This window comes from Rhodococcus sp. USK10 (assembly GCF_019378875.1).
Lineage (GTDB): Bacteria > Actinomycetota > Actinomycetes > Mycobacteriales > Mycobacteriaceae > Rhodococcus_F > Rhodococcus_F pseudokoreensis.
The window spans coordinates 2,573,924-2,599,590 of sequence record NZ_CP076048.1 but is presented as its reverse complement, the minus strand read 5'-3'; the positions used below and the strand labels follow the sequence as shown (position 1 = coordinate 2,599,590).

12 protein-coding genes are annotated in these 25,667 nt (G+C 69.4%); 3 read left to right on the top strand and 9 right to left on the bottom strand.

The genetic code is table 11. The features are described from left to right. Positions 1-2: 2 nt before the first annotated feature. A complete protein-coding gene (locus I1A62_RS19005; RefSeq protein WP_124391074.1) occupies positions 3-719 on the top strand; it encodes a M50 family metallopeptidase in 717 nt (238 codons plus the stop codon). Here the strand turns inward: I1A62_RS19005 and I1A62_RS19000 are convergent. The 8 genes from I1A62_RS19000 to I1A62_RS18965 all read right to left on the bottom strand — a co-directional run bounded on the left by I1A62_RS19000 (position 654) and on the right by I1A62_RS18965 (position 22,964). Beyond that, on the bottom strand, positions 654-15,350 hold the full coding sequence (locus tag I1A62_RS19000) for a non-ribosomal peptide synthetase (RefSeq protein WP_219459417.1): 14,697 nt from the start codon (positions 15,348-15,350) through the stop codon (positions 654-656). The genes I1A62_RS19005 and I1A62_RS19000 overlap by 66 nt on opposite strands. A gap of 103 nt (positions 15,351-15,453) precedes the next feature. Continuing rightward, positions 15,454-16,461, bottom strand: a complete 1,008-nt coding sequence (locus I1A62_RS18995) for an NAD(P)H-dependent glycerol-3-phosphate dehydrogenase (protein ID WP_206009709.1) — start codon at positions 16,459-16,461, stop codon at positions 15,454-15,456. A 118-nt stretch (positions 16,462-16,579) separates the two neighbouring features. Further along, positions 16,580-17,896: an HNH endonuclease signature motif containing protein gene (locus tag I1A62_RS18990; RefSeq protein ID WP_219459416.1), complete on the bottom strand. Its 1,317-nt coding sequence runs from the start codon at positions 17,894-17,896 to the stop codon at positions 16,580-16,582. Between the two features lie 284 nt (positions 17,897-18,180). Continuing rightward, positions 18,181-19,152, bottom strand: a complete 972-nt coding sequence (locus I1A62_RS18985; RefSeq protein WP_257890840.1) for a helicase-associated domain-containing protein — start codon at positions 19,150-19,152, stop codon at positions 18,181-18,183. A 384-nt stretch (positions 19,153-19,536) separates the two neighbouring features. Then, complete coding sequence (locus I1A62_RS18980) at positions 19,537-19,722, bottom strand: hypothetical protein (RefSeq protein WP_124391079.1); 186 nt, start codon at positions 19,720-19,722, stop codon at positions 19,537-19,539. A gap of 293 nt (positions 19,723-20,015) precedes the next feature. Continuing rightward, on the bottom strand, positions 20,016-21,374 hold the full coding sequence (locus I1A62_RS18975) for an MFS transporter (RefSeq protein ID WP_124391080.1): 1,359 nt from the start codon (positions 21,372-21,374) through the stop codon (positions 20,016-20,018). 50 nt (positions 21,375-21,424) lie between these two features. Continuing rightward, complete coding sequence (locus I1A62_RS18970; RefSeq protein ID WP_124391081.1) at positions 21,425-21,811, bottom strand: carboxymuconolactone decarboxylase family protein; 387 nt, start codon at positions 21,809-21,811, stop codon at positions 21,425-21,427. 148 nt (positions 21,812-21,959) lie between these two features. Beyond that, positions 21,960-22,964, bottom strand: coding sequence for an AraC family transcriptional regulator (locus I1A62_RS18965; protein ID WP_124391082.1), 1,005 nt, complete (start codon positions 22,962-22,964; stop codon positions 21,960-21,962). 160 nt (positions 22,965-23,124) lie between these two features. Between I1A62_RS18965 and I1A62_RS18960 the strand changes: the two genes are divergently transcribed. Continuing rightward, positions 23,125-24,177: a 3-keto-5-aminohexanoate cleavage protein gene (locus I1A62_RS18960; protein ID WP_219455467.1), complete on the top strand. Its 1,053-nt coding sequence runs from the start codon at positions 23,125-23,127 to the stop codon at positions 24,175-24,177. A gap of 353 nt (positions 24,178-24,530) precedes the next feature. Next, complete coding sequence (locus tag I1A62_RS46400; protein ID WP_257890839.1) at positions 24,531-24,773, top strand: hypothetical protein; 243 nt, start codon at positions 24,531-24,533, stop codon at positions 24,771-24,773. On the opposite strand, the gene I1A62_RS18950 is transcribed toward I1A62_RS46400, so the two are convergent. Next, positions 24,754-25,590 carry a class I SAM-dependent methyltransferase gene (locus tag I1A62_RS18950; RefSeq protein ID WP_219459415.1) on the bottom strand — a complete coding sequence of 279 codons (837 nt, stop codon included), beginning with the start codon at positions 25,588-25,590 and terminating at the stop codon, positions 24,754-24,756. The genes I1A62_RS46400 and I1A62_RS18950 overlap by 20 nt on opposite strands. Positions 25,591-25,667 lie beyond the last annotated feature (77 nt).

Sequence of the window (25,667 nt, the reverse complement as noted above, 5' to 3'; positions counted from 1 at the left end):
CGATGAATGGAATGCACTCGTTGTGGGAGCGCGTGAGCGCCGTCAGCCCCGCGCCGGCTCCCTGGATCGTTCAGGTCACGGCGGTGGTGGCCGTCATACTCGTCCTCGAACCACACGCTTGGCGAATCACCCGCAATGTGGTGACCATCGTGCACGAGGGTGCGCACCTGGTGGTCGCCCTGCTGTTCGGTCGCACGTTGAAGGGGGTGCGGCTGCACTCGGACACGTCGGGTGTGGCCATCTCGTCCGGTAAACCGACCGGGCTCGGCGTGGTCCTCATGACGTTCGCCGGCTACGTGGGTCCCGCCGTTCTCGGGCTCGGTGCGGCCTGGGTGCTGGGCACCCAGCATGCGATCGCGGTGCTGTGGATCGGTGTCGTGGCTCTTGCGGCCATGCTGATCCTCGTCCGGAACCTGTACGGACTGTTCTCCCTCACGGTGGTCGGGGCACTGCTGTTCGGGCTCGTGTGGTTCGGCACGCAGGACCAGCAGGTGGCGGCGGCCTATCTGATCACGCTGTTCATGCTCGTCGCCGCCCCGAGGCCGGTCCTGGAACTGCAGCGTCAACGCGCCCGCGGCGCGGCCCCGGAGTCGGACGCCGATCAACTGGCGCGGCTCACCCACGTTCCCGGCATCGTGTGGGTGGGGTTGTCCCTACTCGTCACGCTGGGCTGTCTCGCGCTGGGCGGCTGGTGGATTCTCCGTCCCGTCGGGGGCTGAATTCTCCGTCCCGTCGGCGGCTGAGACGCCGTCGAGATAGCCGGCCAGGATCGGTCCGATGACGGCCAGCGCCTCCGGGCCGGTCATCTGCGCGTGCGGGCGGTCGACGGTGTGGGCGATCACGTCCCCGTCGATCCACGGCCGCCACGTCGCGCACGCGGCCGTGGGCTGAGAGCCGTCCCCGGCCGCGCCGAAGAACAGCAGGCTGCCGTCGAAGTGTCCGGGCACGAAGTCGGCGGCGGCATCGATGACGTCGACGTAGTCCTCGTATAACCGGGCCAGCTGCTCCGGGCCCAGCTGTTCCGATGCGCCGTCCCCGAATTCCGCGAGCAGTTCCGGCAGCGTCGGTACCGGGGTGCCGCGTTCCGCCGACGCGTAGCTGTCGATCATCGCGAGCACACCGACGTCCTCGCCGTGCGAGCGCAACTCGACCGCCATCGCGTGCGCGATCACGCCGCCCACGGAGTACCCGAGGAGGTGGTACGGGCCCCGCGGTTGCACGCGGCGGATCTCCTGCACGTAGCGAGCGGCGCGCTCCGTGATCGACGTGAACCGGTCGCCGGCCGCCGTCATGGCGGGGGATTGCACACCCCAGACCGGACGGTCGGGGCGGAGATGCGCACTCAATCCCGAATAGCACCAGGCCAACCCGACGGCCGGGTGGATGCAGAACAGCGGCGCCCGTTCGCCGTCCGCCCGCAGCGGCAGCAGCACCTCGAGCGCCGCGGAGGCGTCGGAGGCGGCGGCGAAACTCGACGAGATCCGCGCGGCGATGCTCTCCGCGGTCGCGTCGGTGAAGAACCAGTCGAGGCGGACCTCGACGTGCGTCGTGGTGTGCAGCCGGGACGCCGCCCTGGTCGCGGACAACGAGTTGCCGCCCAGCTCGAAGAAGTTGTCGTCCAGCCCCACCAGACCGGTGCCCAGCACGTCCGCGAACACTGCGGTGACCAGTTTCTCGGTGCGGGTCGTCGGGGGACGGAACCGCTGCGCCCGCGGCACACCCGGATCGGGGAGCGCGCGCCGATCCAGCTTGCCGTGGGGTGTCGACGGCAGTGCCTCCAGCACCACGATCTGGTTGGGCACCATGTACCGGGGCAGCCGCTGTGCCAGTTCCGCCGACACGGCACGGGTGTCCACGTCCGCACCCGGACGCGGCACGACGTAGCCGACCAGCCGGGAACCCGTGGCAGGGGCTTCGTAGACGGCCGCCGCGGACTGCGCGACGGCGGTGTTGCGGCGCAGCGCCGTCTCGATCTCCTCGAGTTCGACACGCTGACCGCGGATCTTCACCTGGAGGTCCCGCCGGCCGAGGTAGCGGATCGTGCCGTCGTGCCGGCGACTGACCACGTCGCCGGTCCGGTACATGCGCTGACCGGGCGGTCCCCACGGATTGGCCGGGAATCGGGAGGCCGTCGTCCCCGGCTGCCCGAGATACCCGCGGGCCAACTGGGCGCCCGAGAGGTAGAGCTCACCGGGAACGCCGGCAGGCACCGGGTGCAGCCGCGAATCCAGCACGAGCGCAACGATACCCTTCTGCGGCACACCGATCGGGACGGTCGTATCGACACGACCGACGACCGTGCGGGTCACGGCGACGGCCGTCTCGGTCGGGCCGTACTCGTTGTAGAGCACCGTGTCCGGACACCGGGCGTGGAAACTGTGCGCGGTGCCCGGCGGCAGAACCTCGCCGCCGCAGGACACCTGCCGGAGTGACGTGAGATCCGCGTCGGGGATCGCGAGGATCTCGGCCAGCATCAGCGGAAGGAAGTATCCGGCGGTCACCCGGTGCCGCCCGATCAGCTCGGCGAGATGCCGGGGGTCGCGGTGGCCGTCCGGGCGGGCGATCACCAGTCGCGCACCGGCGATCAGCGGCCACCAGAATTCGCGGACCGAGGCATCGAACGTGTACTGCAACTTGAGCATCACCGTGTCGCCCGCGCCGAGCGGGTCGGTGTCCTGCCGCCAGTGCAGGAAGCTCACGACGGCCGCATGGGTCACGACGACCCCCTTGGGGGTGCCCGTCGATCCCGACGTGTGGATCACGTACGCGGGGTTCTGCGCCCTCAGCGGCGCAGTCCGGTCGAGATCGGAGACCGGTGACGGGTCGATCCCGGACAGGTCCACCCGGTCGACCACGACGAGCCGTGTCTCCGCGGGCAGGACGTCGGCGAGGTCGAACCGATCGCGTTCGGTGGTGAGGACGACCCGCGCGTCCGAGGCCCGGATGATCTGGGCGTTGCGCTGCGCGGGCTGGTCGGGATCGATCGGCACGTACGCCGCGCCCGCCTTCGCGACGGCATACATTCCGACGAGCAGGTCGACGGAGCGGCGAATCGCCAAACCCACCAGAGACTCCGGGCCGACACGAGCGTCGATCAGGTGGTGGGCGAGCCGATTGATCTGACGGTCGAGTTCACCGTAGGTGAGCACGCGGTCGCCGGCGACGACCGCATCGGCGTCCGGCGACGTGGCGACGTGCCGCTCGAACAGATCGACGAGGGTCTCACCGGAGGACGGCCCTGCGGCCGGGACATCCGGGTCCGGATCGACGAGGGCGAGGTCGCCGACCGCCCGATGCGGATGCGCGACGGCCTCGCTCAACGTCCGGAGGAATCGTTCCCCCAGATTTACGACCGTGTGATGGTCGAACAGGTCGGTGGCGTAGGTGAACACGGCCGTGCGCCGGGTGCGTTCCGTCGACGGGCCGGGATCCGCGGTCACGGTGAGGTGCAGGTCGAATCGGGCCGCCCGGGTGGGCGGAGTCGTCGCCGACACCCGGAGTCCGGGCAGGGTGAGCGGCGTGTGGTCGAGGTTCTGGAACGCCAGGGCCACCTGGAACAGGGGATTGCGGGCGCGGGACCGGGTGGGATCGAGCGCCTCGACCACGGTCTCGAACGGGACGGTCGAGTGCGCGAACGCGTCGAGGTCGTCCTCCCGTACCCGGGCGAGCAGGTCCGCGAAGCTTTCCGCTGGACTCACCTCGGTGCGCAGAACCAGGTTGTTGACGAACATGCCCACCAGTTCGTCGAGCGCCTGATCCCCGCGTCCCGCGACGGGGGTACCGATCACGATGTCCGTGGACCCGCTCAACTTCGCGAGCAGAACCGCGAACACGGCGTGCACCACCATGAACGGGGTGACGGCACACGTCGACGCGGTGTGTTCGACCGCGCGGTACAGCGCGTCGTCGAGCGCGAATTCGACGGTGCCGCCGCGGTGCGACGCGATGGCCGGATGCGGCCGGTCGGTGGGCAGCGACAACTGCTCCGGCGCACCGGACAACGTGTCCTTCCAGTACGACAGTTCCCGTGCCGCGACGGACTGCGGATCGTCGCGGTCGCCCAGCACTTCGTGCTGCCACAGGGTGTAGTCCGTGTACTGGACGGGCAGTGGGGCCCACCGCGGCGCCTCGCCCGCGACCCGCGCCTCGTAGGCGGTCATCAGATCGCGGACGAGCAGCGGCACCGAGAATCCGTCCGCGCTGATGTGATGGACCATGACGGCGAGCACCCACTCGTCGGCGGCGAGGGCGAACAGCCGGGCGCGGATCGGCGGTTCGGCGCCCAGGGTGAAACCCTGCGACGCGAACGTCGCGACCCGTGCGGCGACGTCACCCCGGGCCACGGGTATCGGCCGGAGGGACGGCGTGGCCCGCATCACCGGGATCACCCGCTGGTACGCGACGCCGTCACTGTCGGGGTACAGGGTGCGCAGCGGTTCGTGCCTGCCGACCACATCGGCCACGGCCGCGGTGAGGGCGGCGACGTCGAGTGTTCCGTCGAGTCGCAGCGCCATCGGAATGTTGTATTCGGGCGAGCCGGGTGCGAGGCGGGCGAGGAACCACAGTCGTTGCTGCGCAGGCGACAGCGGCACGCGGGGCGGGCGCGGGCGCACGGTCAGGGCGACGTGCGCCGCGCCGTCGGTCTGCTCGGTGACGGCGGCCGCGAGTGCGGAGACGGTCGGGGTGTCGAACACCGCACGCACCGGCACCGACGTCTCCATCGCGGCACCGATCCGGGACACCGCGCGCGTCGCGGACAGCGACGTGCCACCGAGGGCGAAGAAGTTCTCGTCGCGTCCCACCAGGTCGAGTCCGAGCACCTCGGCGAACACTGTCGCCACCACCCGCTCGGCTTGTGTGTGCGGGGCCTCGAAATCGGTTGCCGCCGGAACGGGGTCGGGCAGCGCCGAGCGGTCCAGTTTCCCGTTGACGGTGAGCGGCACGGCGTCCAGAACGACCACGATCGCGGGTACCAGCGGTGCCGGCAGTCGGGTCGACGCGTAGCGGATCAGCTGATCCGGATCGACTGTCTCGCCCCGTTCCGGGAGTACGTACGAGACGAGTGCGTCGACACCGTCACGCAGTTCACGCACATCCGTCGCCGCGAACCGCACGCCCGGATGGGTGAGGAGGGTCGCGTCGATCTCGCCGAGTTCGATTCGTACACCGCGCAGTTCGATCTGCGCGTCGTTGCGGTAGAGATACTCGATCGACCCGTCGCTGCGCCATCGGCCCACGTCGCCCGTCCGGTACATCCGCTTCCCGGCGCCGCCGAACGGGCAGGGGACGAACCGTGCGGCGGTGAGCGCGGGCCTGCGATGGTAGCCGCGCGCGACACCCGGACCGCGGATGTAGAGTTCGCCGGCCACCCCCGTCGGAACCGGATGCAAACGGGCATCCAGCAGGAATACCGCGGCGCCGCGGACCGGGCGGCCGATGGTGACCGGCCGATCGGCCACCATGGGGTCGCTGATCGTCGTCATCACCGTCGTCTCGGTCGGACCGTAGCCGTTGAACAGCGACACGTGCCGGTGCGGCGACCAGACTTTCACGAGTTCCGGCGGACACGGTTCGCCGCCCACCACGACCACCCGCAGGTCGCGCAGGCCGCGGGGGTCGACCGTCGCCAGAACCGTCGGTGTGGTGAACACGTGGCTGACCCGCTCCCCGGCCAGCACGTCCGTGAGCGGATCATCGCCCTGCACCGTCGGTGGTGTGAGCACCATGCACGCGCCCGCACCGAGTGCGAGCAGAATCTCCAGCACCGCGCCGTCGAAGCCGGGGGACGACGCGTGCAACGTGCGCGAGGACGCCGTCACCGCGTAGCGCTCCCGCTGTTCCGCCGTGAAATCGGCGAGACCGGTGTGAGTTACCGTCACACCCTTGGGTTTTCCCGTCGAACCGGACGTGTAGATCACGTACGCCGGGTGGCGCACCTCCAGCGGCCGCGTGCGTTCCGCATCGGTGATCGGGGCCGAAGAATAACCGCGACATTCGGTTCGGAAGTCGGGGGCGTCGAGCAGCAGCCAGTCCGTCCCGTCCGGCAGCGCCTCGTGGTCCGCGACGGTGGTCAGCCCGAGCGCGGCGCCGGAGTCGCCAAGCAGGTACTCGATCCGTGCGGCGGGATAGTTCGGGTCCACGGGCACGAACGCGGCACCGGTCTTCGCGACGGCCCACACCGAGACGACGGACAGCGCCGAGCGCGGCAGAGCGAGAGCGACGATCGTCTCGGGTCCCGCTCCGCGCCGCATCAGTGCGCGGGCGAGGCGATTCGACTCCGTGTCGAGTTCGCGGTACGTCAGGGTCCGGCCGTCCGCCGTCAGCGCCGGACCGTCCGGATTCCGTTCGGCGGCCGCCGACATCAGGTCGGGCAGCGTCCGCTGCGGCAACGACGGCGCACCGGCGTGCCGGGCCGCCCTCTCCGCACCGCCCCGGAGGTCGATGTCGCCGATTACCCCGCGCGGATGGGCGAGCGCAGTGTGGAGCACCCGCCGGAACCGGTCCGCCAACCCGGAAACCGTGGCCTCGTCGAACAGGTCGGTGGCGTAGGTGAAGACGCACGAGAGGGGCCCGGGGCCACCCTGATCGTCAAGCGATTCGGAGACGGTGAGCTGAAGATCGAATTTCGCGGTGTGCGTGTCGATCTCGACGACAGACGCGGACACCTCCGGCAGGTCGACCACGACGGGTGCCGTGTTGTGATAGGCGAGCGCCAACTGGAACAGCGGATTCCGGCCACGCGACCGCTCCGGCGCGATCGCCTCCACGATCTCCTCGAACGAGATGTCCGAGTGGGAGTACGCGGCGAGGTCGACGTCCCGCACGCAGGCGAGGGTGCCGGCGAACGTGCTATGCAGGGGGAGGTTCGTCCGCAATACCAGCGTGTTGACGAACATCCCGACGAGGTCGTCGAGCGCGCGCGGCCCGCGCCCGGCAATCGGAGTGCCGATCACGATGTCCGCGGTGCCGCCGAGTCTGGCCGCGAGGACGGCCAGCACCGTGTGCACCACCATGAACGGAGTGGCGTCGTGGGTGCGCGCGAGCGCGCGAATCCGCCGGTGCGTCTGCGCGTCGAGGGTGAACGCGACGTCGGCGCCGCGGTGCGTCGCGACCGGCGGTCGGGGACGGTCGCACGGCAGGGTCAGCAGTTCGGGCATCCCGGACAGGGTCTGCCTCCAGTACGCCAGACCCGGCTGCCGGTCCCGCAGTTCACGCTGCCAGAGGGCGTAGTCGGCGTAACGGACCGGCAGTGGCGTCCACACCGCTGAGCCGCCCTGCACCCGAGCGCGGTACGCCGCCATCACATCCCGGGCGAGCGGTCCCAGCGAGAACCCGTCGGCACTGATGTGATGGACGACCAGGGCGAGCACCCACTCGCCGGTGCCGGCCGCGAGAAGTTCGGCGCGTACCGGGGGTTCGGCGGTGAGGTCGAATCCCGCCGACAGCAGTTCCCGCACCCGGCCGGCGGGGTTCGTCGTCTTCCGCACCGTGCACGGCGGCACGGCGCTCGCGGGGAGAACGTGCTGGCACGGGATCCCATCGTGCTCGGGATACATGGTGCGCAGCGGTTCGTGGCGTTCGATCACGTCACGCACCGCCGCACACAGTGCCGCTTCGTCGAGCGTGCCGGTGAGGTGGAGCACGACGGGAATGCTGTCGGTGGCCGAGCGTCCGTCGAGCCGGTTCAGGAACCACAGGCGTTGCTGGGCGAGGGACAGCGGCACGTGGGCGGCCGGGGCACGGGCGATCAGGGGCGACTGCGCGGTCTCGAGGGTGCGGTCCGCGAGATACGCCGACAGTTCCGCGACCGTGGGGTGGTCGAACAGTGCGCGGAGTTCGACGGTGGTTCGCAGCGCCGCTCCGACGCGGGCGGCGGCCTGCGCGGCGGTCAGCGAGTTTCCTCCGGCGGCGAAGAAATTGTCGTACCGTCCCACGGACGCGGTGCCGGTCACCTCCGCGAACACGAACGCGATCACGTCCTCGGTGGGTGTTGCGGGCGGATCGGACGCAGGCCTCGCGGGCGCCGGTTCCGGCAGGGCGGCGCGATCCAGCTTTCCGCTGGACGTGACGGGCAGTTCGGGAAGCGGGACGAAGGCGGACGGAATCATGTAGGCCGGGAGCAGTCCGGCGAGATGGCCGGCGATCCGCTGCTCGTCCGGCGCATCGTCTGCGGTCACGATGTACGCGATCAGCCGGTCTCCGGCATCCCGGTCGCGGTGCACGGTGACCGCCGCGTAGGTCACCGCCGGGTCGGACGTCAACGCGGTTTCGATCTCGCCGGGTTCGATGCGCTGGCCGCGGAGTTTGATCTGGAAGTCGCTGCGCCCCAGATATTCGAGCTTGCCCGCCTCGTTCCAACGAACCACGTCGCCGGTGCGATACATCCGTCCGCCCGTGCCGCCGAACGGATCGGCGACGAAGCGTTCGGCGGTCAGGTCGGGACGTCCGGCGTATCCGCGCGCCAGGTAGGCGCTGGCGACGTACAACTCGCCCCGCGTCCCGACGGGCACCGCTCGCAGCCGGCGGTCGAGCACATACGTACGTATGTTGTGGACGGGGCCGCCGAGGGAGACCGTCGCGCCGATCTCGTTGCCGTCGACCGACTCCGACGTGGCGGCCGCCGCCTCGCACGGGCCGTACCAGTTGTACAGCGCAGCGGCACTGCGTTCCACGAACCGTGTGGCCGTGGCCGCGGGCAGCGACTCGCCCGCCGAATACACGCGACGCACAGTCTGGGGCACCTGCGGCCCGCACTGCTCCAGGAAGGCGTCGAGCATCGACGGAACGACGTGGAGCGTCGTGATCGACTGCTGCGCTACGGTCCGCGCGAGATAGCCGGGGTCCTGGTGTCCGCCGGGCTCGGCGATCACCACCCGTGCGCCGGTGTGTAAGGGCCAGAACAGTTCCCATGCGGAGATGTCGAACGTGAGCGGCGTCTTGTGCAGCACCGCATCGGTACCGTCGAGCGGCGTCAGCGTCTGCGCCCACCGGAACTGGTTGACCATCATCGCGTGGGTCACCGTCACGCCCTTGGGTCGTCCCGTGGAACCGGACGTGTAGATCACGTACGCCGCGTTCGCCGGGCGCAGCGGTGCGCGTCTCTCGGCATCCTCGACCGGGCGGGGATCGTATCCCGCGACGTCCAGCCGGTCGAGATCCACGACAGCGACTCCGTCCGGCACCGTGCCGTTCCCGGTACCGGACGTGAGAACCAGTGCTGCCGAGTCGAGTACGAGGGCGGTGCGTCCGAGCGGGTGCGCCGGATCCACGGGCAGGTAGGCGCCGCCGGCCTTCAGCACCGCGTGCAACGCGACGAGAAGCTGCATCGAACGGGGAACCGCCACCCCGACGACGCTTTCCGGTCCGACGCCCCTCGCCACGAGATACCGCGCCAGCCGGTTCACCCGCGCATCGAACTCCGCGTACGTCACCCGATCCGCGCCGAACACCACCGCCACGGCACCGGGCGAGCGCCCGACCTGCGCGTCGAACAGGTCCACCAGGGTTGCCGGGGGCACCGGTGCGTCCGTCGCGTTCCACGTGCGCAGCACCCGCTCCCGCTCCGCCGCACCGAGGAGGTCGAGGCCGCCGACCCTGACGTGCGGATCCCTGCCGATGCAGTCGAGCACGCGGCCGACTCGTGCGAGCAGGGCCGCGCCGTCGTACCGGTGTGACCGGCACTTCGCCGTCAGCCGCAGGGCCGTGGCCGCCGTAACCGCGAGTGTCACGGCGTAGTGCGAGGCGTCGTGTGCGCGAACGCCGTCCAGGGTCAGACCGTCCGTGGGCTCCGGCAGCGCGGTGCGGTCCACGGGGTACGACTCGAACGCGACCAGCGTGTCGAACAGCGGCGCCACCCCGACCGCCCGCTGGATGTCTGCGAGACCCAGCCAGTGGTGTTCGAGGAGGTGAACGTGCTCGGCCTGCAGGCGGGCGAGCAGCGCGGCGACGTCGATGCCGAGATCCAGTCGGATCCGCACGGGGACGGTGTTGACGAACAAACCCACCGCGCTCTCGACGCCGGCGAGTTCCGGCGGCCTGCCCGAGACGGCCTCCCCGATCACGACGTCGTCGCGGTCGGTCGCCTGCCCGAGGACGATTCCCCAGGCCGCCTGGACGATGGTGCTCAGCGTGACTCCGAGTTCGCTCGCGCGGGCCGTCAGCGTCCGGGTGTCCTCCTCGCTCAGTTCCAGCACCGACTCGGACGGGGTGGGGGTGTCCTCCGCCGGGGCGGCGGGCTCGGTGATGCCGTCGAGTGCGGCGGCCCACGCCCGCGCCGAGGCGTCGGTGTCCCTCGCCGCCAGCCACTCCAGGAAGCTGCGATAGGGGTTCGAATCCGGTGATTCGGTGCGTGAGTCACCGCGTCGGTAGGTGGTGAACAGTTCGCGCACCAACAGCGGCATGGACCAGCCGTCCAGGACGATGTGGTGGGCGGTGATTGCGAGTTCGGCACGGTCCGGTCCTCGCGACAGCAGGGTGAACCGAATCAGCGGTGGGGCCGACAGGTCGAAGCGGGTGGTGCGGTCGTCGAGCAGGATCTGCTCGGCGCCGGTACCCGTGACGTCGACGTGCCGCCACCGCAGTGGCACGTCGCGGAGTACGAGTTGCACCGGGACGCCGCGACCGTCGCGCACGAACGCGGTGCGCAGGTTCGCGTGCCCCGCGAGGACGGCGCCGCACGCGCGTCGGAGTCGGTCCCGATCGAGGTGCCCGGACAGGGTCAGGATCACCTGCATCGCATACGGATCGCCCTCCGCGCCTGCGAACGCCGCGTGGAACAGCAACCCCGACTGCAAGGGCGTCAGCGGCCACACGTCGAGCAGGCCCGGACGGGCGCGTTCCCACTCCTCGATGTCTTCGCGGTCCACGGCGACCAGCGGCAGATCGGACGGAGTGAGCCCACTCGTGTGCGGAGAACGCGCCACCGCGGCGAGGGCTGTCAGCGCCTGCTCCCACAGATCGGCCAGAGCCTGCACGTCCTCGGCCGCAATCGCACCCGTCGGGAACGCGAACGTGGCGTCGAGGACGCCGTGACTGGTGAACGCGGTGATGTCGATCAGGGCGGTGACCGGCATCGACGGTTCGGCGGAGGCGAACACGGCGGTGCCGTCCCGCACCGGCCGCCACTCACGCTCGGAATCAGCGTTGTCGAGCCGCCCGAGGTAATTGAACGCGATCTGGCCGGTCTCGTCCCCTGGACGCCGCAGCAGGCCGTAGCCGACGCCCTTGTCGGGCACCGCACGCAACTGTTCCTTGACCACCGTGATGGCGGTGCCGGGATCGTCGAGGTCGAGGTCCTGCAGATCGAGACGGATCGGAAAAATACTGGTGAACCATCCGACGGTGCGCGAGAGATCGGCACCGGGCAGCACCGCCTCCTCGCGGCCGTGACCCTCGAGCCGGATCAGCGGCACCGTGGCCGGTCGTCCGCGGCGACGTTGCCACTGCGCGAGAGCGAGGGCGAGGGCGGTGAGCAGTACGTCGTTGACCTCGCAGCGGAACGCGGCCGGAACGTCGGTGAGCAGCGAGTGCGTTGCCGATGTTCTCGTGTGAATTCGGCCCACCGTCGAATTCACGTCACGTCGCGGGTCGAGTTGTCGGGTGCCGAGCGGCGGATCCACGACCGACGTCACGGCGCGCCAGAACGACAGTTCGGACCTGCGGCCCGGGCGCTGCGATTCCTCGGCCAGTCCGTGCGACCACCGGCGCAGCGACGTGCCGACCGGCGGAAGGCTGGGCGACGCTCCCGCCTCGAGTTGCGCCCACACGTCGGCGAGGTCGCCGATCAGGATCCGCAACGACACCCCGTCGACCACCAGGTGATGCGCGACGACGAGCAGCCGCGCACGCCGCGCGGTCGCCTCCGCTCCGGGATCGAGCCATACGCACTGCATCATCACGCCCGCAACCGGATTCAACCTCCGGACTGCGCTCTCGTGCTCGTCCCGCGTGCGTTGCGCTGGGTCGTCGTCGGCAGGCAGCGCGACCCGTGTGATCGCGCCGTCCGGCAGCGGTGCGCCGGCCGGACTCACCGTGAGGAATGCCGTCCCGTCGGAGCGGCGTCCGAGGCGCGCCCGCAGCGCGTCGTGCCGATCGACGACGGCCCCGATCACCGTCTGCAGTTTCTGCGCATCCACACCCCGGGGCAGTTCCACCACCACGGCCTGCGCGTACCGGTCGATGACCTCGACGCGGTCAAAGAGGAACCGGGCGGCCGGGGTGAGCGGCATCTCGCCGATCCCGCCGCCGGGGAGTTCCTCGAGGGTCGGTCCGCTTCGGTCGTCGCCGGCGACGACACCGAGCCGGGACACCGTCCGCTGCTCGAACACGTCGCGCGGGGTGAACGACATTCCGGCGCTCCGCGCCCGGGCGGCCAGTTGGATCGCCATGATGCTGTCGCCGCCGAGCGCGAAGAACGACTCGTCCACACCGAAATCGGACGTCCCGAGGATGTCGGCGTAGAGGGCGTGCAGCGTCCGTTCCCGGTCGCCCTCGGGAGCGACCCTGGTAGCCGACCGGGCGTGCGGCTCGGGAAGGGCAGCGCGATCCAGCTTGCCGGACGGGGTCAGCGGAAGGTGGGGGAGCACGACGACGTCGGCCGGCACGAGATGCGGGGGCAGTTCGGCGGTGAGGAACGACAGCAACTCCCGCTCCGTCACGGCGTCGGCGCCCACGTACGACACGAGGTGATCACCGGTGGCCTGCGAGCGAATCACGGTGACGGCGGACCGAACCGCCGGATGCCGGCGGAGCGTGGTGTCGATCTCCCCGGGCTCGACGCGCAGGCCCCGCAGGTTCACCTGCTCGTCGCTGCGCCTGAGGTACTCGAGTTCGTGGTCGCGGGTCCAGCGGACCGTGTCGCCGGTGCGGTACATGCGGGTACCCGGCGGTCCGTACGGATCGGCGACGAACCGCTCCGACGTCTCCCGGGCCCTGCCGTGATACCCGCGGGCCAGGGCCGGCCCCGCGACGTACAGTTCACCGGCCGCGCCGACGGGGACCGGGCGGAGCCGGTGGTCGAGGACCACCACCCTCGTGCCGTCGATCGGCCGGCCGATGGTGACCGGTGCGGAGGCGCGGAAGGGACCGCTGACGGTCGCCATGACGGTGGTCTCCGCCGGGCCGTACGCGTCGATCACCCGGCACCGGGACATCCACCGCGACACCAGTTCCGGTGGGCACGCCTCGCCGGCGACGACCAGGGTGCGCAAACCTTCGACCTCGGCAGGCTGTATCGACGCCAGCACGGACGGGGTGAGCACCGCATGGGTGACGGTTTCGGTGGTCATCAGCTGTGCCAGCGGGGATCCGCCGTAGGTTTCGGGTGGGGCGATGACCAGTGCGGCGCCGGAACCGACGGCCATCAGCATCTCGAACACGGAGGCGTCGAAGCTCGGCGACGCGACGTGCAGAACCCTCGCCGACCCGTCGAGGTCGAGTCGGGTGCGCTGCGCGGAAACCAGATTCGCGATGCCGCGGTGGGTGACCACCACCCCCTTGGGGGTGCCGGTCGAGCCGGACGTGTAGATGAGATACGCGGCGTCGTCGAGTCGTGTTGCCGACGTGCGGAAGTCGGGGCCTCCGGAGCGGGCCGCCTCGTCGAGTAGCTGCCACTCGGTGCCGTCCGGCACCGCCGAGGCGAACTCCGCGGAGGTCAACCCGATCGCCGCGCGGGAGTCGTCGAGCATGTGCCGGACACGCGGCGTCGGATACGTCGGGTCCACCGGCACGAATGCGGCTCCCGTCTTCGCGACGGCCCAGACCGCGCAGAGATAGTCGAAGGACCGTGGGAACGCCAGCGCCACCACGTCGCCGGACCCGACGCCGAACCGTGCCAGAGCCCCAGCGATCCGATCCGACCGCTCGTCGAGTTCCCGATAGGTGACCTCCCCGCCGGACCAGACGACGGCCGTCGCGTCCGGATCGCGGGCGGCAGCAGCGCGGAACACGTCGGCGAGCGTGACCGGCGCACTGCCCGGCGGTCCGGGGCAGGGGACCAGCGCCGCGGTTTCGTTCGTGGCGAGGACGGGAAGATCACCGATCGGGTCCGCAGGCTCGGCGTCGAGGAAGCGCTGGAAGTACCGCAGGAATCTCGTGTGGTGACCGTCCAGCTCGTCCTGCGAATACAGTCGCGGGTTCGCCTTGAAGTCCAGGTGCACGCGTCCGCGGGGACCGGAGCGGTACAGGTTCACCAGCAGGTCCTCGATCGGACCCGAAGACAGCACGTGCAAGTGACTCCGCAGGGAACCGAGTTCGAGTTCCTCGGGGAACAGCATGATGTTGACGGCGGGGCCGAACAGCCGCGGCCCGGACAGCGTGTCTCCCAGATCGGCGCGGATGTCCTCGTGCCGGTACCGCTGATGCCGCAGGGCACCCGACATCACGAGACGCGTGCGGGCTACCAGATCGCCGACGGTCGCGGTCCCCGCACCCGTGATCCGCAGCGGCACAATATTGGACACCATTCCGCCGGACCGGCGCAGCGCCGCCGTCGTGCGGGCCGACACCGGGAGGCTGAGCGTGACGTCGTCCTCGCCGGTCATGCGCGCCAGATAGCCGGCGACCGCGCAGACCGTGAGCGTCGCAGGATTGACCCCGTGCGCGGCCGCGCATTTCTCGAGCCGATCAACCAGTTCGGTGGACAGCAGTCCGCTGACGTCCCGGGAACCGGCGGCCGCGGGCCCGGAGTCGCGCGCGAGGGTGCTCGGGTGGGTGACGCCGCGCATCGTGCCGGTCCAGTACTCCCGGTCGGCGTCGCGGCGGGCCGAGTCGCGGTAGTCGATCTCGAGGTCGTGAATGCGTCGCAGGCCGAGGGTCCTGCTCGCGGGCGGCGGCAGTCCGTGCACCGCGGCCGTGTAGAGCGCGGCGATCCGGTAGACCAGCGTGATCGACCCGAAACCGTCCATCGCGACGTGGTGTGCGCGCGAATACCAGAAGTAGTGGCCCGGCCCGACGTGGAGAACGAACGAGACCGTCAGGCGGTCGTGCCGGATGTCGATCGGGTCGGCGGACTCGGCGCGCATCCACGCGTGCGCCGACGTCTCGGGGTCCGGAGCGTCCCGGAAGTCGATATAGCCGACGGTCGCGTCGAGGCTCGGATCCACCCATTGCCGCGGTTGCCCGTCGACCTCGGTGATCTGCAGGAAGAACGACTCGAACTCGGCGGCAGCGCGAGCACACGCCGACGCGAGTGCGCTACGGTTCAGCGCGCCGCGGATGTCGACGTACTGGGCGACCGACACGGGAACGGCAGGGTCGACGCGCTGCGCGAGCCACATCCCCATCTGTGCGGGCGACAGCGGATAGGCGCGCGCGGGCGAGTCTCCGGGACCAATCGGGGTCGGTGAACTCATCGCTGACTTCTCTCGGGTGCCTCCCTTCAGGAGTCTGCCCCAGTTTTCTAGGAGATTGCTTAGAAACGTCTAGATAGTGCTACTTCCGGTTGCAGTTGTGCGATCACGCCACCTCGTCCTCACCGCCGGCAGCGACTTTTCGCAGGCCACGGTAGGCGCCTTCCGGCGTCTGCCGACCCGCGACCACCGCCTCGACCTCCGCGGCGATGGGCATGTCCACGTTGTAGTCGCGGGCCAACTCCATCACGGTGGGGGCGGTCTTGACGCCCTCGGCCACCTGCCCCAGCTTGGCGACGGCCTCTTCGACGGTCATGCCGCGGGCAATGAATTCGCCCACCCGCCGGTTGCGGGAAGTCGGGGCCATACACGTGGCAATCAGGTCTCCGACGCCGGTGAGCCCGGCGAACGTCCGCGGGTTCGCACCCATCGCCTCGCCCAGCCGGGTCATCTCGGCCAGCCCGCGTGCGAGGACCATCGCGCGGGTGTTGTCGCCGACGTCCAGTCCGTCTGCCATCCCCGACGCGATGGCCACGATGTTCTTCAGCACGCCGCCGAGTTCGCAGCCCAGCACATCGGTGTTCCGGTAGACGCGGAATACCGCCGACGCAAACAACGGCTGCAACGCGGTGGCGACCCGGACGTCCTGGGTGGCGACGACCGACGCCGCGGCAAGCCCGTCGACGATCTCCCGCGCAATGTTGGGGCCCGCGAGAAGCCCGACCGGATGCCCGGGCAAACACTCGGCGATCACCTCGGTGGGCCGCAAGCGTGTTCCCGGCTCCAGCCCCTTCGCCAGCGACAGCACCGGCACCCACGCCCGCACCTCGTTGGTGATCTGAGTGAGCGTGCTGCGAACCGCGTGCGACGGCACCCCGACCACGAGAACGTCGGCTTCCTGCGCCGCTTCCACCAGGTCGGCCGTCGAACGCATGGAGTCGGGGAGTGCCCGCTCGCCGAGATAGCGGGAGTTGCGATGCTCGGTGTTGATCTCGTCCGCAGTATCCGAACTCCGCGCCCACAGCAGGGTCGGCGTGTTGTGGGCGGCGAGACCGGCCACCGTCGTTCCCCACGAACCGGCGCCGAGCACGACGACGCGTACCGGCCGGGCCATTACCGATCACTCATCGAGTTGATGCTGTCCATGGTCTCAAGCGTGGCATTTGTGAGGCGTTCACGAAGCTGATTCGGCAAGTCCCGGCGGTCGGTGTCGTCCTGGCGTGATCGCGCTGTCACGACGCACGCACGTGTGCGATGAGCACCGCCTCGACCTCCGATTGCCGCGCGGAGGCCGGGAGTGGTGGTGCCGCAGATCGGTAGTGGTGCCCGGTCGGGGTGCCCAGGTCGACGAGGTGGGTGCGGCCGGGGCGGCATATCGGGCGGGCCGTCCAACCGTCGCCTTCCTTCGCGTAGTTGCACGCCTCGCAGAGGCCGGACCCGTTGTGCACCGTCGTGGCACCCCGCCGCCGCCGTGAGCGGATGTGGTCGTGGTGTCGGATCGGCGCATCACACCACGGGGTGCGGCACGTCTGATCCCGCAGATCGATCAGCTTTCGCAGACCCTTCGGGAACGTACGGGACTGCGATTCCATCGCCGTCAACGACCCCGACTGCGGGCACGAATACACGCGCTGCAACGACGTCTCGGTGTCACCATCGAGGGCGTCGGCCACCAGCTGTCGCGCGATCCCGGCCGGCACCGGCCCGAACCCCTGAAGCTGCGCCGCCTCGTGACCGCCTGCCAGCAGCGTCTCGTCCGAGAGCACCAGGTTCACCGACACCGGCACACCCGACGCCACCGACGCTCCGGTGCCGCGTTCGAACAACAAGTCCACCATCAGCTGATTTCGGCTGAGACCCCGCACCTTTCCGGTCGCGATGAGACTGTCCGCATCCCGGCCCAGCGTGGCCTGCAGGCACACCGCTTGCTCCACCGGCATCAGCACACTCAGATACGCCATCGAATCCGGGGCAGGCCTTGTCGTGACCCGTCGCTCGGACACGGCCTTGCGATGCCGCCGGACGACCGAGGCGGCGTCGAGTTCCACCGCCAGGGCCTTGGCCCGCGCGATCAGACCGCGGTCGCCGACGCCGTCGAGTGTTGCTGGTTCCGAACATAACTGACGATCGACGATAGCCCGATCGGTCGCGGACAGGCAGGCTGTCTCCCTCACGAGTAGGGTGGCACGCCATTCGTTCAGCCGACCGGTCTGCAGCATGGCCAACGTATGCGGCATCTCGTGCACAAGAGCCTGCGCGAAACCCAGATGCCGCCCACCGCGGTTTGGAGACTCCCTGCGCGCCAGCGCAATCTGCGAGGCGATACCCCGATCCCACTCGGATCGCGGACGTTTCCGAGCCCTGCGGTCCGCACGGATACTCGTCGCGACATCGTCGGTGATCACCGCCTGCACCGCGCACCCGACCGATTTCAACGTCTCGATCGCATCGAGCAGGTCGATGCCCAACCCCGGATCCCCACTCGCCGCTTCGGCGCATTGCAGTCGCGCCGTGAATGCGCGCAATTCCTCGAGAAGCATTGCCCCCACAACCAACCTCCCCCAAGGTCATTCGAATTTACGTTCGATTGTAGTTGGAGACGCGAGGCTGGGCAATACCCGAATGGCAGGCGCAGTCCCCGTGGAGGGGCAGGCACTGACCGTCAGCCCACGCGGATGCCCTTGTCGGCGAGGAATTGGCGGGCTCTACCCGGGACTTTCGACCACATCGACTCCGTCCACATCGACTGGATCTGACTACCAGTAGATTCGGCCACCGGTCGTGCTCGAGGGTCGCCGCCGGGTCCTGTGTGTCGCGGCGTTGACGTCTTCGCTCAGGGGGTGTTCGGCCCGGGCAGGGCGTAGCCGAGTTTGTGTAGGGCCCTGCGGAACTTCGGTTCGTGTTCGACGGGGACCGCGAGGTGGCGGTCGCCGATCGGACGGCACAGTGTGCGGAGTGCGCGGTCACGGGTGATGAGCGCAGCGAGTGCGGCATCGGTGCATTCGATCACCCGGGCGTGGCCGTGGTCGGTGAGCTGGGTGGCTCGGCGGGTGACGTCGTCGATGACGGTCCGCAGCGTGCCGGGCAGCTCATGGTCGGTGCGCGCGGCGAGGAAGGTAGTGAGGTCCTCGAGGTGGTGGCCACCGTCGATCGCGGCCAGCAGGCTCGCGGCGGAGAGGGTCCAGACCCGGTCCGCGGTGTGCTCGGCGTAGCCGGACAGCAGTAGCTGATCGCCGGGGGACAGGGTTCCAGTGGCGACGATGTCGAGGTTGGGCAGGACCTTCAGAACCCGGGGTGGAGGGTTGTCGGCGGGCGGCTCGTAGGTGTCGGTCAGGCCCAGGGTGTAGCAGCCCAGGGCGGTGAGCCGGATCGCCTGCAGTCCGTCATACCTGCTCAGCGCGTCCAGGTCGTCACCGCCCCAGTTGGCGTGGAAGTCCGACCGTGCGCCGGTGGGGTTGAGGTAGTCGAGGTCGAGCAGGCCCAGCGTGCCGGCGTACTCGAACAGCACCGCCATCGTGTAGCGGCCCTCGAGGATCTCCCACCGGTGGTAACCGTCGTAGCCGAGACTGCCGTACTGCGGGTCGACGAGATAGAGCTTCCACAGCGCGCGCTCGCTGCGTGTGACGTTGGGGCTCATGCCTTTCCGTCGCATTGCCGTGAACAGGGAATCCATGCCGATCCACTCTCCGGGTGGGCAGCCGGCCAAAGCCGCAGCGACGGTCTGCCGGCGGGTCCGGGCCGAGGTGAGGACGTTGTGTGCGCGCTGACCCTTGATCTGTTCGATTCGGCTGAACTCGTCGATCACCGCGTGGGTGAGCCAGCGCCGCCACAGTTGGGAGATCGCCTCGGCCGCCGGCCGACGCAGGGCGGTACGGCCCTTCGGGGTCAGCCGCAGGCGCCCGCTCTCGATCGTGGCGAGCCCCCCCCGCCTGAATGAGCAGCGGCCACGCGAACGACGCGATCGGGTCGTCGAGGTAGAAGTCGCCGTGCGCGAGCTGTGAGCCCACGGCAGCGACCGTCGCCGCGGAGGGGCGGTGGGTCTTCTCGCTGCACCGCAATTCACCGGCCGCGCAGAGGTGCAGCACCGTGTGCAGATTCGATATGGCCTCCTGTTCGGTCATTCGTATCCGGTGCTCCCCGGTCGCGCTCGGAGGTGCAGTGTCGCCGGTGTTCATGCTCGTGTCCTCACCTATCTCAGCCAGTGGCGGTATGCCTCGATCCACTCGGCACCGTCGGGTGGCGGTGCCGGCAACGGCAGGTCGAGGTTCTCGTGGAGCATGGTGTAGAAGCCGGTGACGCATTCGCTGTCGTTGTAGCAGTCGATCGTCGACTCCGCGACCATGGCCTCCAGTGCGTCGCGGTTGGGTGATCTCACGGCGACGAGGATAGCCCGAAGCAACCCGGAGTCGGACTCGCGTTCCCGCTGCTGCCGGGTTCGCGGCGCGCGCTGGGGGTGTTCGCGTTGCCCGATGACCTGCGGATCCTCGACCTGGATGATCCGGTGGAGTTGGTGCGATTGGGACTGTGCCCGACGCAGGTGGTGACCCGGAATCTTACGGTCACCCCGCGATGGTCGACGCGGCGAAGGCCCTCCAGCGCATCGTCGAGGTGTACCACATTCGGCAAGTCCCGGCGGCGGCTGCCACCGGGACTTGCCGAGTCGGAAACCTAGACCTTGGCCGCTGCGGCGGCACTCTGCGCCGCGAGTTTCGCGAGTCCGGCCGGGTACATCCGCTTGCCGAGGAACAGGGCGACGATCGCCAGCACGTACACCAGCGGTGCCAGCTGCAGGGCGCCGAGCAGGCCGAGGCGGTCGGCGAGGATGCCGATGACGAAGGGGCCGGTGGCCAGGCCGAGGACGTTGTTGGTGACGGTCAGGCTGCCGAGGGCCGAGGCCCGCACCGATTGGTGGGTCAGACCCGCCACCATGGCGGCGGTGGGGCCGGACGAGCCGGCGGCGAAGAAGGCGCCGATGCCCAGCAGAATCAGCTGGGATGCCCCGGTTTCCAGCTGAAATGCGATTCCGAGCGAGGTCAGCGAGATCGTGCAGTAGATGATCGCGCTTGTCCACTTCGTGGCCGCGGTGTTTCGGCCGACCCGGTCGGTGATCATGCCGCAGACGATCATGCCGATGGCGATCAGCAACACGAACGCCGACGCGACCGCCCCCGCTTTGTCCGGGGCCATGCCGTAGTAGCGGTTGAAGAAGCTGGGGGCCCAGGCGAGCAGCACGGCCGCGTTGAACATCTGCAGTCCGCCGCCGAGGTATGCGCACCACACGGTCGGGTTGGTGAACAGTGTCGACACCGGGACGCGGATCGCGGATTCGTCGGGGCGGACGGCTTCGGCGGCGTCGTCGGTGGCGGCGTGCTCGGCCAGGCGGCGTTCGGTGACGATCGTGCGGAACGCCAGGACCAGGATGAGTCCGAGGACCGCCATCGCGGCGAACGACCAGCGCCAGCTCAGGTGCACGGCGATGACGGCGCCGAGCGAGACTCCGACGACCGAGCCGAAGGAACCACCGGCCATGAACGCGCCGCTGAGCGTGGAGTGGACGCGTGGCGCGAAGACGCTGAGAACCACGGCGATTCCGACACTTCCGTACGCGGCCTCGCCGACACCGACCAGGAAGCGCGCGGCGAGCATCTGCTCGTAGCTGGAGGCGATCGCGCACAGCAGGGTCGCGACACTCCACAGCGTGGCCATCAGCACCAGGGACTTGACGCGCCCCCAGCGGTCGGCCAGCAGGGACAGCGGGAGGGTGAGCAGCCCCACCATCAGCGCGACGATGCTGGTGAGGGATGCGAGCTGGGAATCCGTCAGCGCCCAGTCGGCCTTCAGGAACGGGAAGACCGCACTGAGAACCTGGCGAGACATGTAGTCGGACAGCAGCAACGCGAACGCGAGGGCGAAAACGAGCCAGGGGTAGAGCGAGGAGCGTCGGGTGCGGCGGTCGGCGGTCGGCACGGAACTCGACAAGTCGGCGACTGCGATCTCGAGTTCGGACGTGGTGGGATTCGGTCCCATGGATGCTCCTGAGGGTGCGGATGGAGAGGAAGGGAGTGGGGGAGCGGCGTTCAGTGTGCCGGGCGCCGGGACTCGTACGCGTCGAGTTCCTCCGCGAGGATCGGCACGCCGAGATTGCAGGCGTGGATTCCGAGGACGCTGACCATCTCGAGGACGGTGAGGATCTCCTCCTTGGACACACCGAGTTCGAGTGCGGCCCGGATGTGCCTGCGCACTCCCGGCGCGTACAGGTGGGTGGCGGCGGCATCGATGGCAATGCTGAGCAGTTCGACGAACTCGGGCGTGAACACCCCACGCTGCACGGGCGTGGCGTTCATGGCCATGAACTGCTCGGTCCACTCCGGATCCCACTGGGACAGGGTGTCCCACAGAGGATTCCAGCTTCCCGCACTCTTCATTCGGTCGAGTGTCGGGGTGGGTATCGGCTCAGCGGTCATGGCGGCTCGTTTCACGGAGAACGAATCGGGTGTGATGCGGGCGACGGCCCGACCCGATAGTGGCCTGCATCACGCTACGTGGCCCGTGAGCCGATTAGTTGCCCCTACGGGACGGAATTCTTTGCATTTCGGGACATCAGTCGCACACCTATCCCGAGGTCTGTTTGCGCCACTCGCGAGGGCTCATGCCGAACTGCTGATGGAACCACCGGGAGAAGCTGCTGGGCGTCGAGAAGGCGAGCATCTCGGAGATTTCCGTCAACGAGTAACGCCGGCCGGTGACCATGCGTTTCGCGAGTTCGGCGCGGGTGGAGTCGAGGACCGAGGTGAAGGTCTCTCCCGATTTCGCGAGGTGTCGATGCACCGTCCGGCGATCGACGCCGAGGCTGCGGGCGACCTGCTCGATCGAGCAGCGTCCGCTCGGCAGCAGCAGTTCGACGAGTTCGCGCACGCGATTGGTGAGGGTCGGTTCCTCCGGCGTGGTGAGAGTGTCGAGGACCTGTTGCGCATAGGACCGCAGCAGCGGGTCGGACAATCTGTTCGGCTCGTCCAGATCTCCTGTGTAGACCAGGATTCCGGAATACTCGCCGTCGAAGTGGAGTGGCGCACCGAAGAACTGCCGGTGTGTGGAGTCGTCGGCCGGGCGTCCGTGTTCGAAGCTGACGGACACCGGATGCCACCGCTCGCCCAGCAGGTGCCGCAACAGTTGGTGGGTCACCGCGACCGCCAGTTCGACGGACTGCCGGACCGGCACGGGTTCGCCGGGATCGAAGCGGATTCGTATCGTCGCCAGGCCGTCGCGCTCGGCCAGCCGGATGTGCAGCGCCTCGTTGTACGTGTGCTGGAAGCGGATCAGCATCCGGAGTGCGCTTCGCGCGTCGGGCTCGTCCCGGATGCCGACGCTCAGTGGACCGAGGGTGGACAGGCGCCGCCGCTCGGCCAGCTTCAGCGCGAAGTCCTGGCGACCCGACGTCGCCGCGGACAACTCCAGGAGGCGGGCGACCGACGCCGCGGGCACCCAGCGGTCCTGCAGGTCCAGCCCGGCGGGGTCGAGTCCGACGCTCGTCAGCAGCGTCACCGGGTCGAGCGAGAGTGTGCGGCCCAGTTCGACGAAGCCGGTCAGCGCGGCATACCGGGCGAGGGGCTTGGCCATTCGCGTCACCTTCCGTCGCATGCGTCCCGCTCGGCCGAGGTGTCCCGAACAGGAAACAAATATGTCCCGTCAGGGTAAGTATGGACCCCATCCCGTGGCTACCGTTGTGTCAGCTGAGTCACAGTCCCGCCGTCCGCAACCTTTCGAACGGAGAACATCCATGCATTTCCACGACGACGCCCTCTTCCCCGAAACCCAGGAGAAGCTGGTCATCACGTGTGCCCCGTACGGCCCGGAGTGGGAGCCGGACGACTTCCGCGAGGACCTGCCGCTGACGATGGACGAGCACGTGCAGAAGGCGGTCGACTGCTACGAGGCCGGCGCCACCGTGCTGCACATCCACGTCCGCGAACTCGACGGCAAGGGCTCCAAGCGGCTGTCGAAGTTCAACGAACTGCTCGCCGGACTGCGCCAGGCCGTGCCGGACATGATCCTGCAGGTCGGCGGTTCCATCTCGTTCGCCCCCGAGGGTGAGGGTGCGGACGCGAAGTGGCTCTCCGACGACACCCGGCACATGCTCGCCGACCTCGATCCGGCGCCGGATCAGGTGACGATCGCGATCAACACCTCGCAGATGAACATCATGGAGCTGATGACCGCCGACGACATCGCCGGCACCTCGATGCAGCGCCCCGAACTCGCCGAGGCGTACCGGGAGATGACGGTCCCGGCCGGTCCGGCGTGGGTGGAGGAGCACCTGCGGCGGCTGCAGGCGGCGGGGATCCAGCCGCATTTCCAGCTGTCGAGCATCCCGCAGCTCGAGACGGTGGAGCGGCTCATCCGGCGTGGGGTGTACACCGGTCCGCTGAACCTGACCTGGGTGGGCATCGGTGGCGGCTTCGACGGCCCGAACCCGTACAACATCATGAATTTCGTGCAGCGGGTGCCGGACGGTGCGTGCCTGACCCTCGAGACGTTGATGCGCAGTGTGTTGCCGGTGAACGCGATGGCGATCGCGATGGGTCTGCATCCGCGGTGCGGGAACGAGGACACGATCTGGGGTCGTAAGGGCGAGAAGATGACGTCGGTCGCGCAGGTCGAGCAGTTGGTCCGGGTGGCCGGGGAGCTGGGCCGGGAGGTGGCCACCGGGAAGGAGGCCCGCGACATCTACCGGATCGGTCAGACCTACGCCGATGCCGACGAGACCCTCGCCCAGCTCGGGTACGCCCCGAACCGCCGTCCCGGCCAGGTGGGCTTCACCCAGCACGCCTGACGTCGACGCCGCCTGGGCGACACATCATCGGCCGATGATGAGCACTGTCGACCCTGCCGCGAAACGGCGTGCCGCGCAGTTGGGCCGGCGTCCGTCCGCCCGGAAGGCGGCGGCGGTCCTGGTGATGCTGTTCGTCGCCGGTTGTTCGCTCACCCTGCTCGGTCTGATCAGCTGGATCAGCCTGTGTGTCAAGCACGGCCGCGGTGGCCCGCTGTACGGTCCGGCGACGGCGGCTCTCGGGTTCGGTGCCGGGTGGCTGTACGCCGCCGCCCACACCGATCCGGGCCCGGACGAGCTCGCGCAGGCGGGCGGCCGCGCGCACCGTGCGGTCGGGGACGCAGACGGTGGGGACCGTGACGGACAAGGGTTATCGCGAGTTCACGCCGCGCCCGTTCGGCCCGAGCACGATCCTGACGGTCGTGACGTTCACGTTCGTCGACGCGAACGACGTGCAGCGGTGGGTTCGGCGGCGAATGCTGATCAGCAGCGACGCACCCGTTCTCGACGGTCAGGCGACGAAGATCTGGTACGACGCTGCCGATCCGGGCAACGAGAGCAGGATCGTGGTCGAGCTCGCTACCACTTCCGCGCGGTGAGCAGGAGGTACTCCCAGTTCATCACGGTGCTGCCGGTGTCGTGGTCGAAACGCCGTGCAAGGTCGGCGAGTTCGTGGTCGAGCTCGGCCACCCGGGCGGGGTCGTCGGCGATGTACCGGTACACCGCGATGGTCGGGCCGTAGCGGGTCTTGAAGTAGTCGCGGAAGTCTTCCGGGGTCCGGAACTGGTCGATGCGGACGGTGCGCCGGGCTGCGACGACATCGGTCACCCGATGTCCGAACAACGCCCGGACGTGGTCTTCGCGACCCCACAGCGGCGGCGGCTGCGCGCCGGGAGGGGGCGGGGGTGCGTACGGTTTCATCGTCGCGAACATCTGCCCGATGAACCCCTCGGGGGTCCAGCTGAGCAGTCCGATCGTCCCGCCCGGCCTGCAGACGCGGACGAGTTCGTCGGCGCTCTCCTGATGGTGCGGGGCGAACATGACACCGACGCACGACATCACGGTGTCGAATTCGTTGTCGGCGAACGGCATCGCCTCGGCATCGGCTTCGCGCCACTCGACCTCGGCGCCGAGTTCGGCGGCCCGGCGGCGCCCGGCGTCGAACAGTTCCGGGGTGAGGTCACCGGCGACGACGCTCGCACCGGACAGCGCCGCGGGGATGGCGGCGTTGCCGGAACCGGCCGCGACGTCGAGGACACGGTCACCGGGCCTGACCCGGCTCGCCCGCACCAGGGCGGGGCCGAGGTCCGCGATGACGTCGGTGGCCACGGCGGGGTAGTCGCCGAGCGCCCACATGGCGCGGTGTGTGGTCTTCAGTTCGCGGTCGGCTCGTACTGCGTCGATCGTGTCATCCATCTCGGTACTCCGGTGGGTCGGCTGCATCGGTCGAGATCCAGCCTGGCCGGACGGCGGTGCCCGGAACAGGCACCCTC

What these genes read in the sequence shown, in the direction of transcription:
- I1A62_RS18970 (WP_124391081.1), bottom strand. Translation starts at nt 21,811, where the DNA reads ATGACCGCTGAGCCGATACCCACCCCGACACTCGACCGAATGAAGAGT.
- I1A62_RS18965 (WP_124391082.1), bottom strand. Translation starts at nt 22,964, where the DNA reads ATGGCCAAGCCCCTCGCCCGGTATGCCGCGCTGACCGGCTTCGTCGAA.
- I1A62_RS18995 (WP_206009709.1), bottom strand. Translation starts at nt 16,461, where the DNA reads ATGGCCCGGCCGGTACGCGTCGTCGTGCTCGGCGCCGGTTCGTGGGGA.
- I1A62_RS18960 (WP_219455467.1), top strand. Translation starts at nt 23,125, where the DNA reads ATGCATTTCCACGACGACGCCCTCTTCCCCGAAACCCAGGAGAAGCTG.
- I1A62_RS18975 (WP_124391080.1), bottom strand. Translation starts at nt 21,374, where the DNA reads ATGGGACCGAATCCCACCACGTCCGAACTCGAGATCGCAGTCGCCGAC.
- I1A62_RS19000 (WP_219459417.1), bottom strand. Translation starts at nt 15,350, where the DNA reads ATGAGTTCACCGACCCCGATTGGTCCCGGAGACTCGCCCGCGCGCGCC.
- I1A62_RS18950 (WP_219459415.1), bottom strand. Translation starts at nt 25,590, where the DNA reads ATGGATGACACGATCGACGCAGTACGAGCCGACCGCGAACTGAAGACC.
- I1A62_RS19005 (WP_124391074.1), top strand. Translation starts at nt 3, where the DNA reads ATGAATGGAATGCACTCGTTGTGGGAGCGCGTGAGCGCCGTCAGCCCC.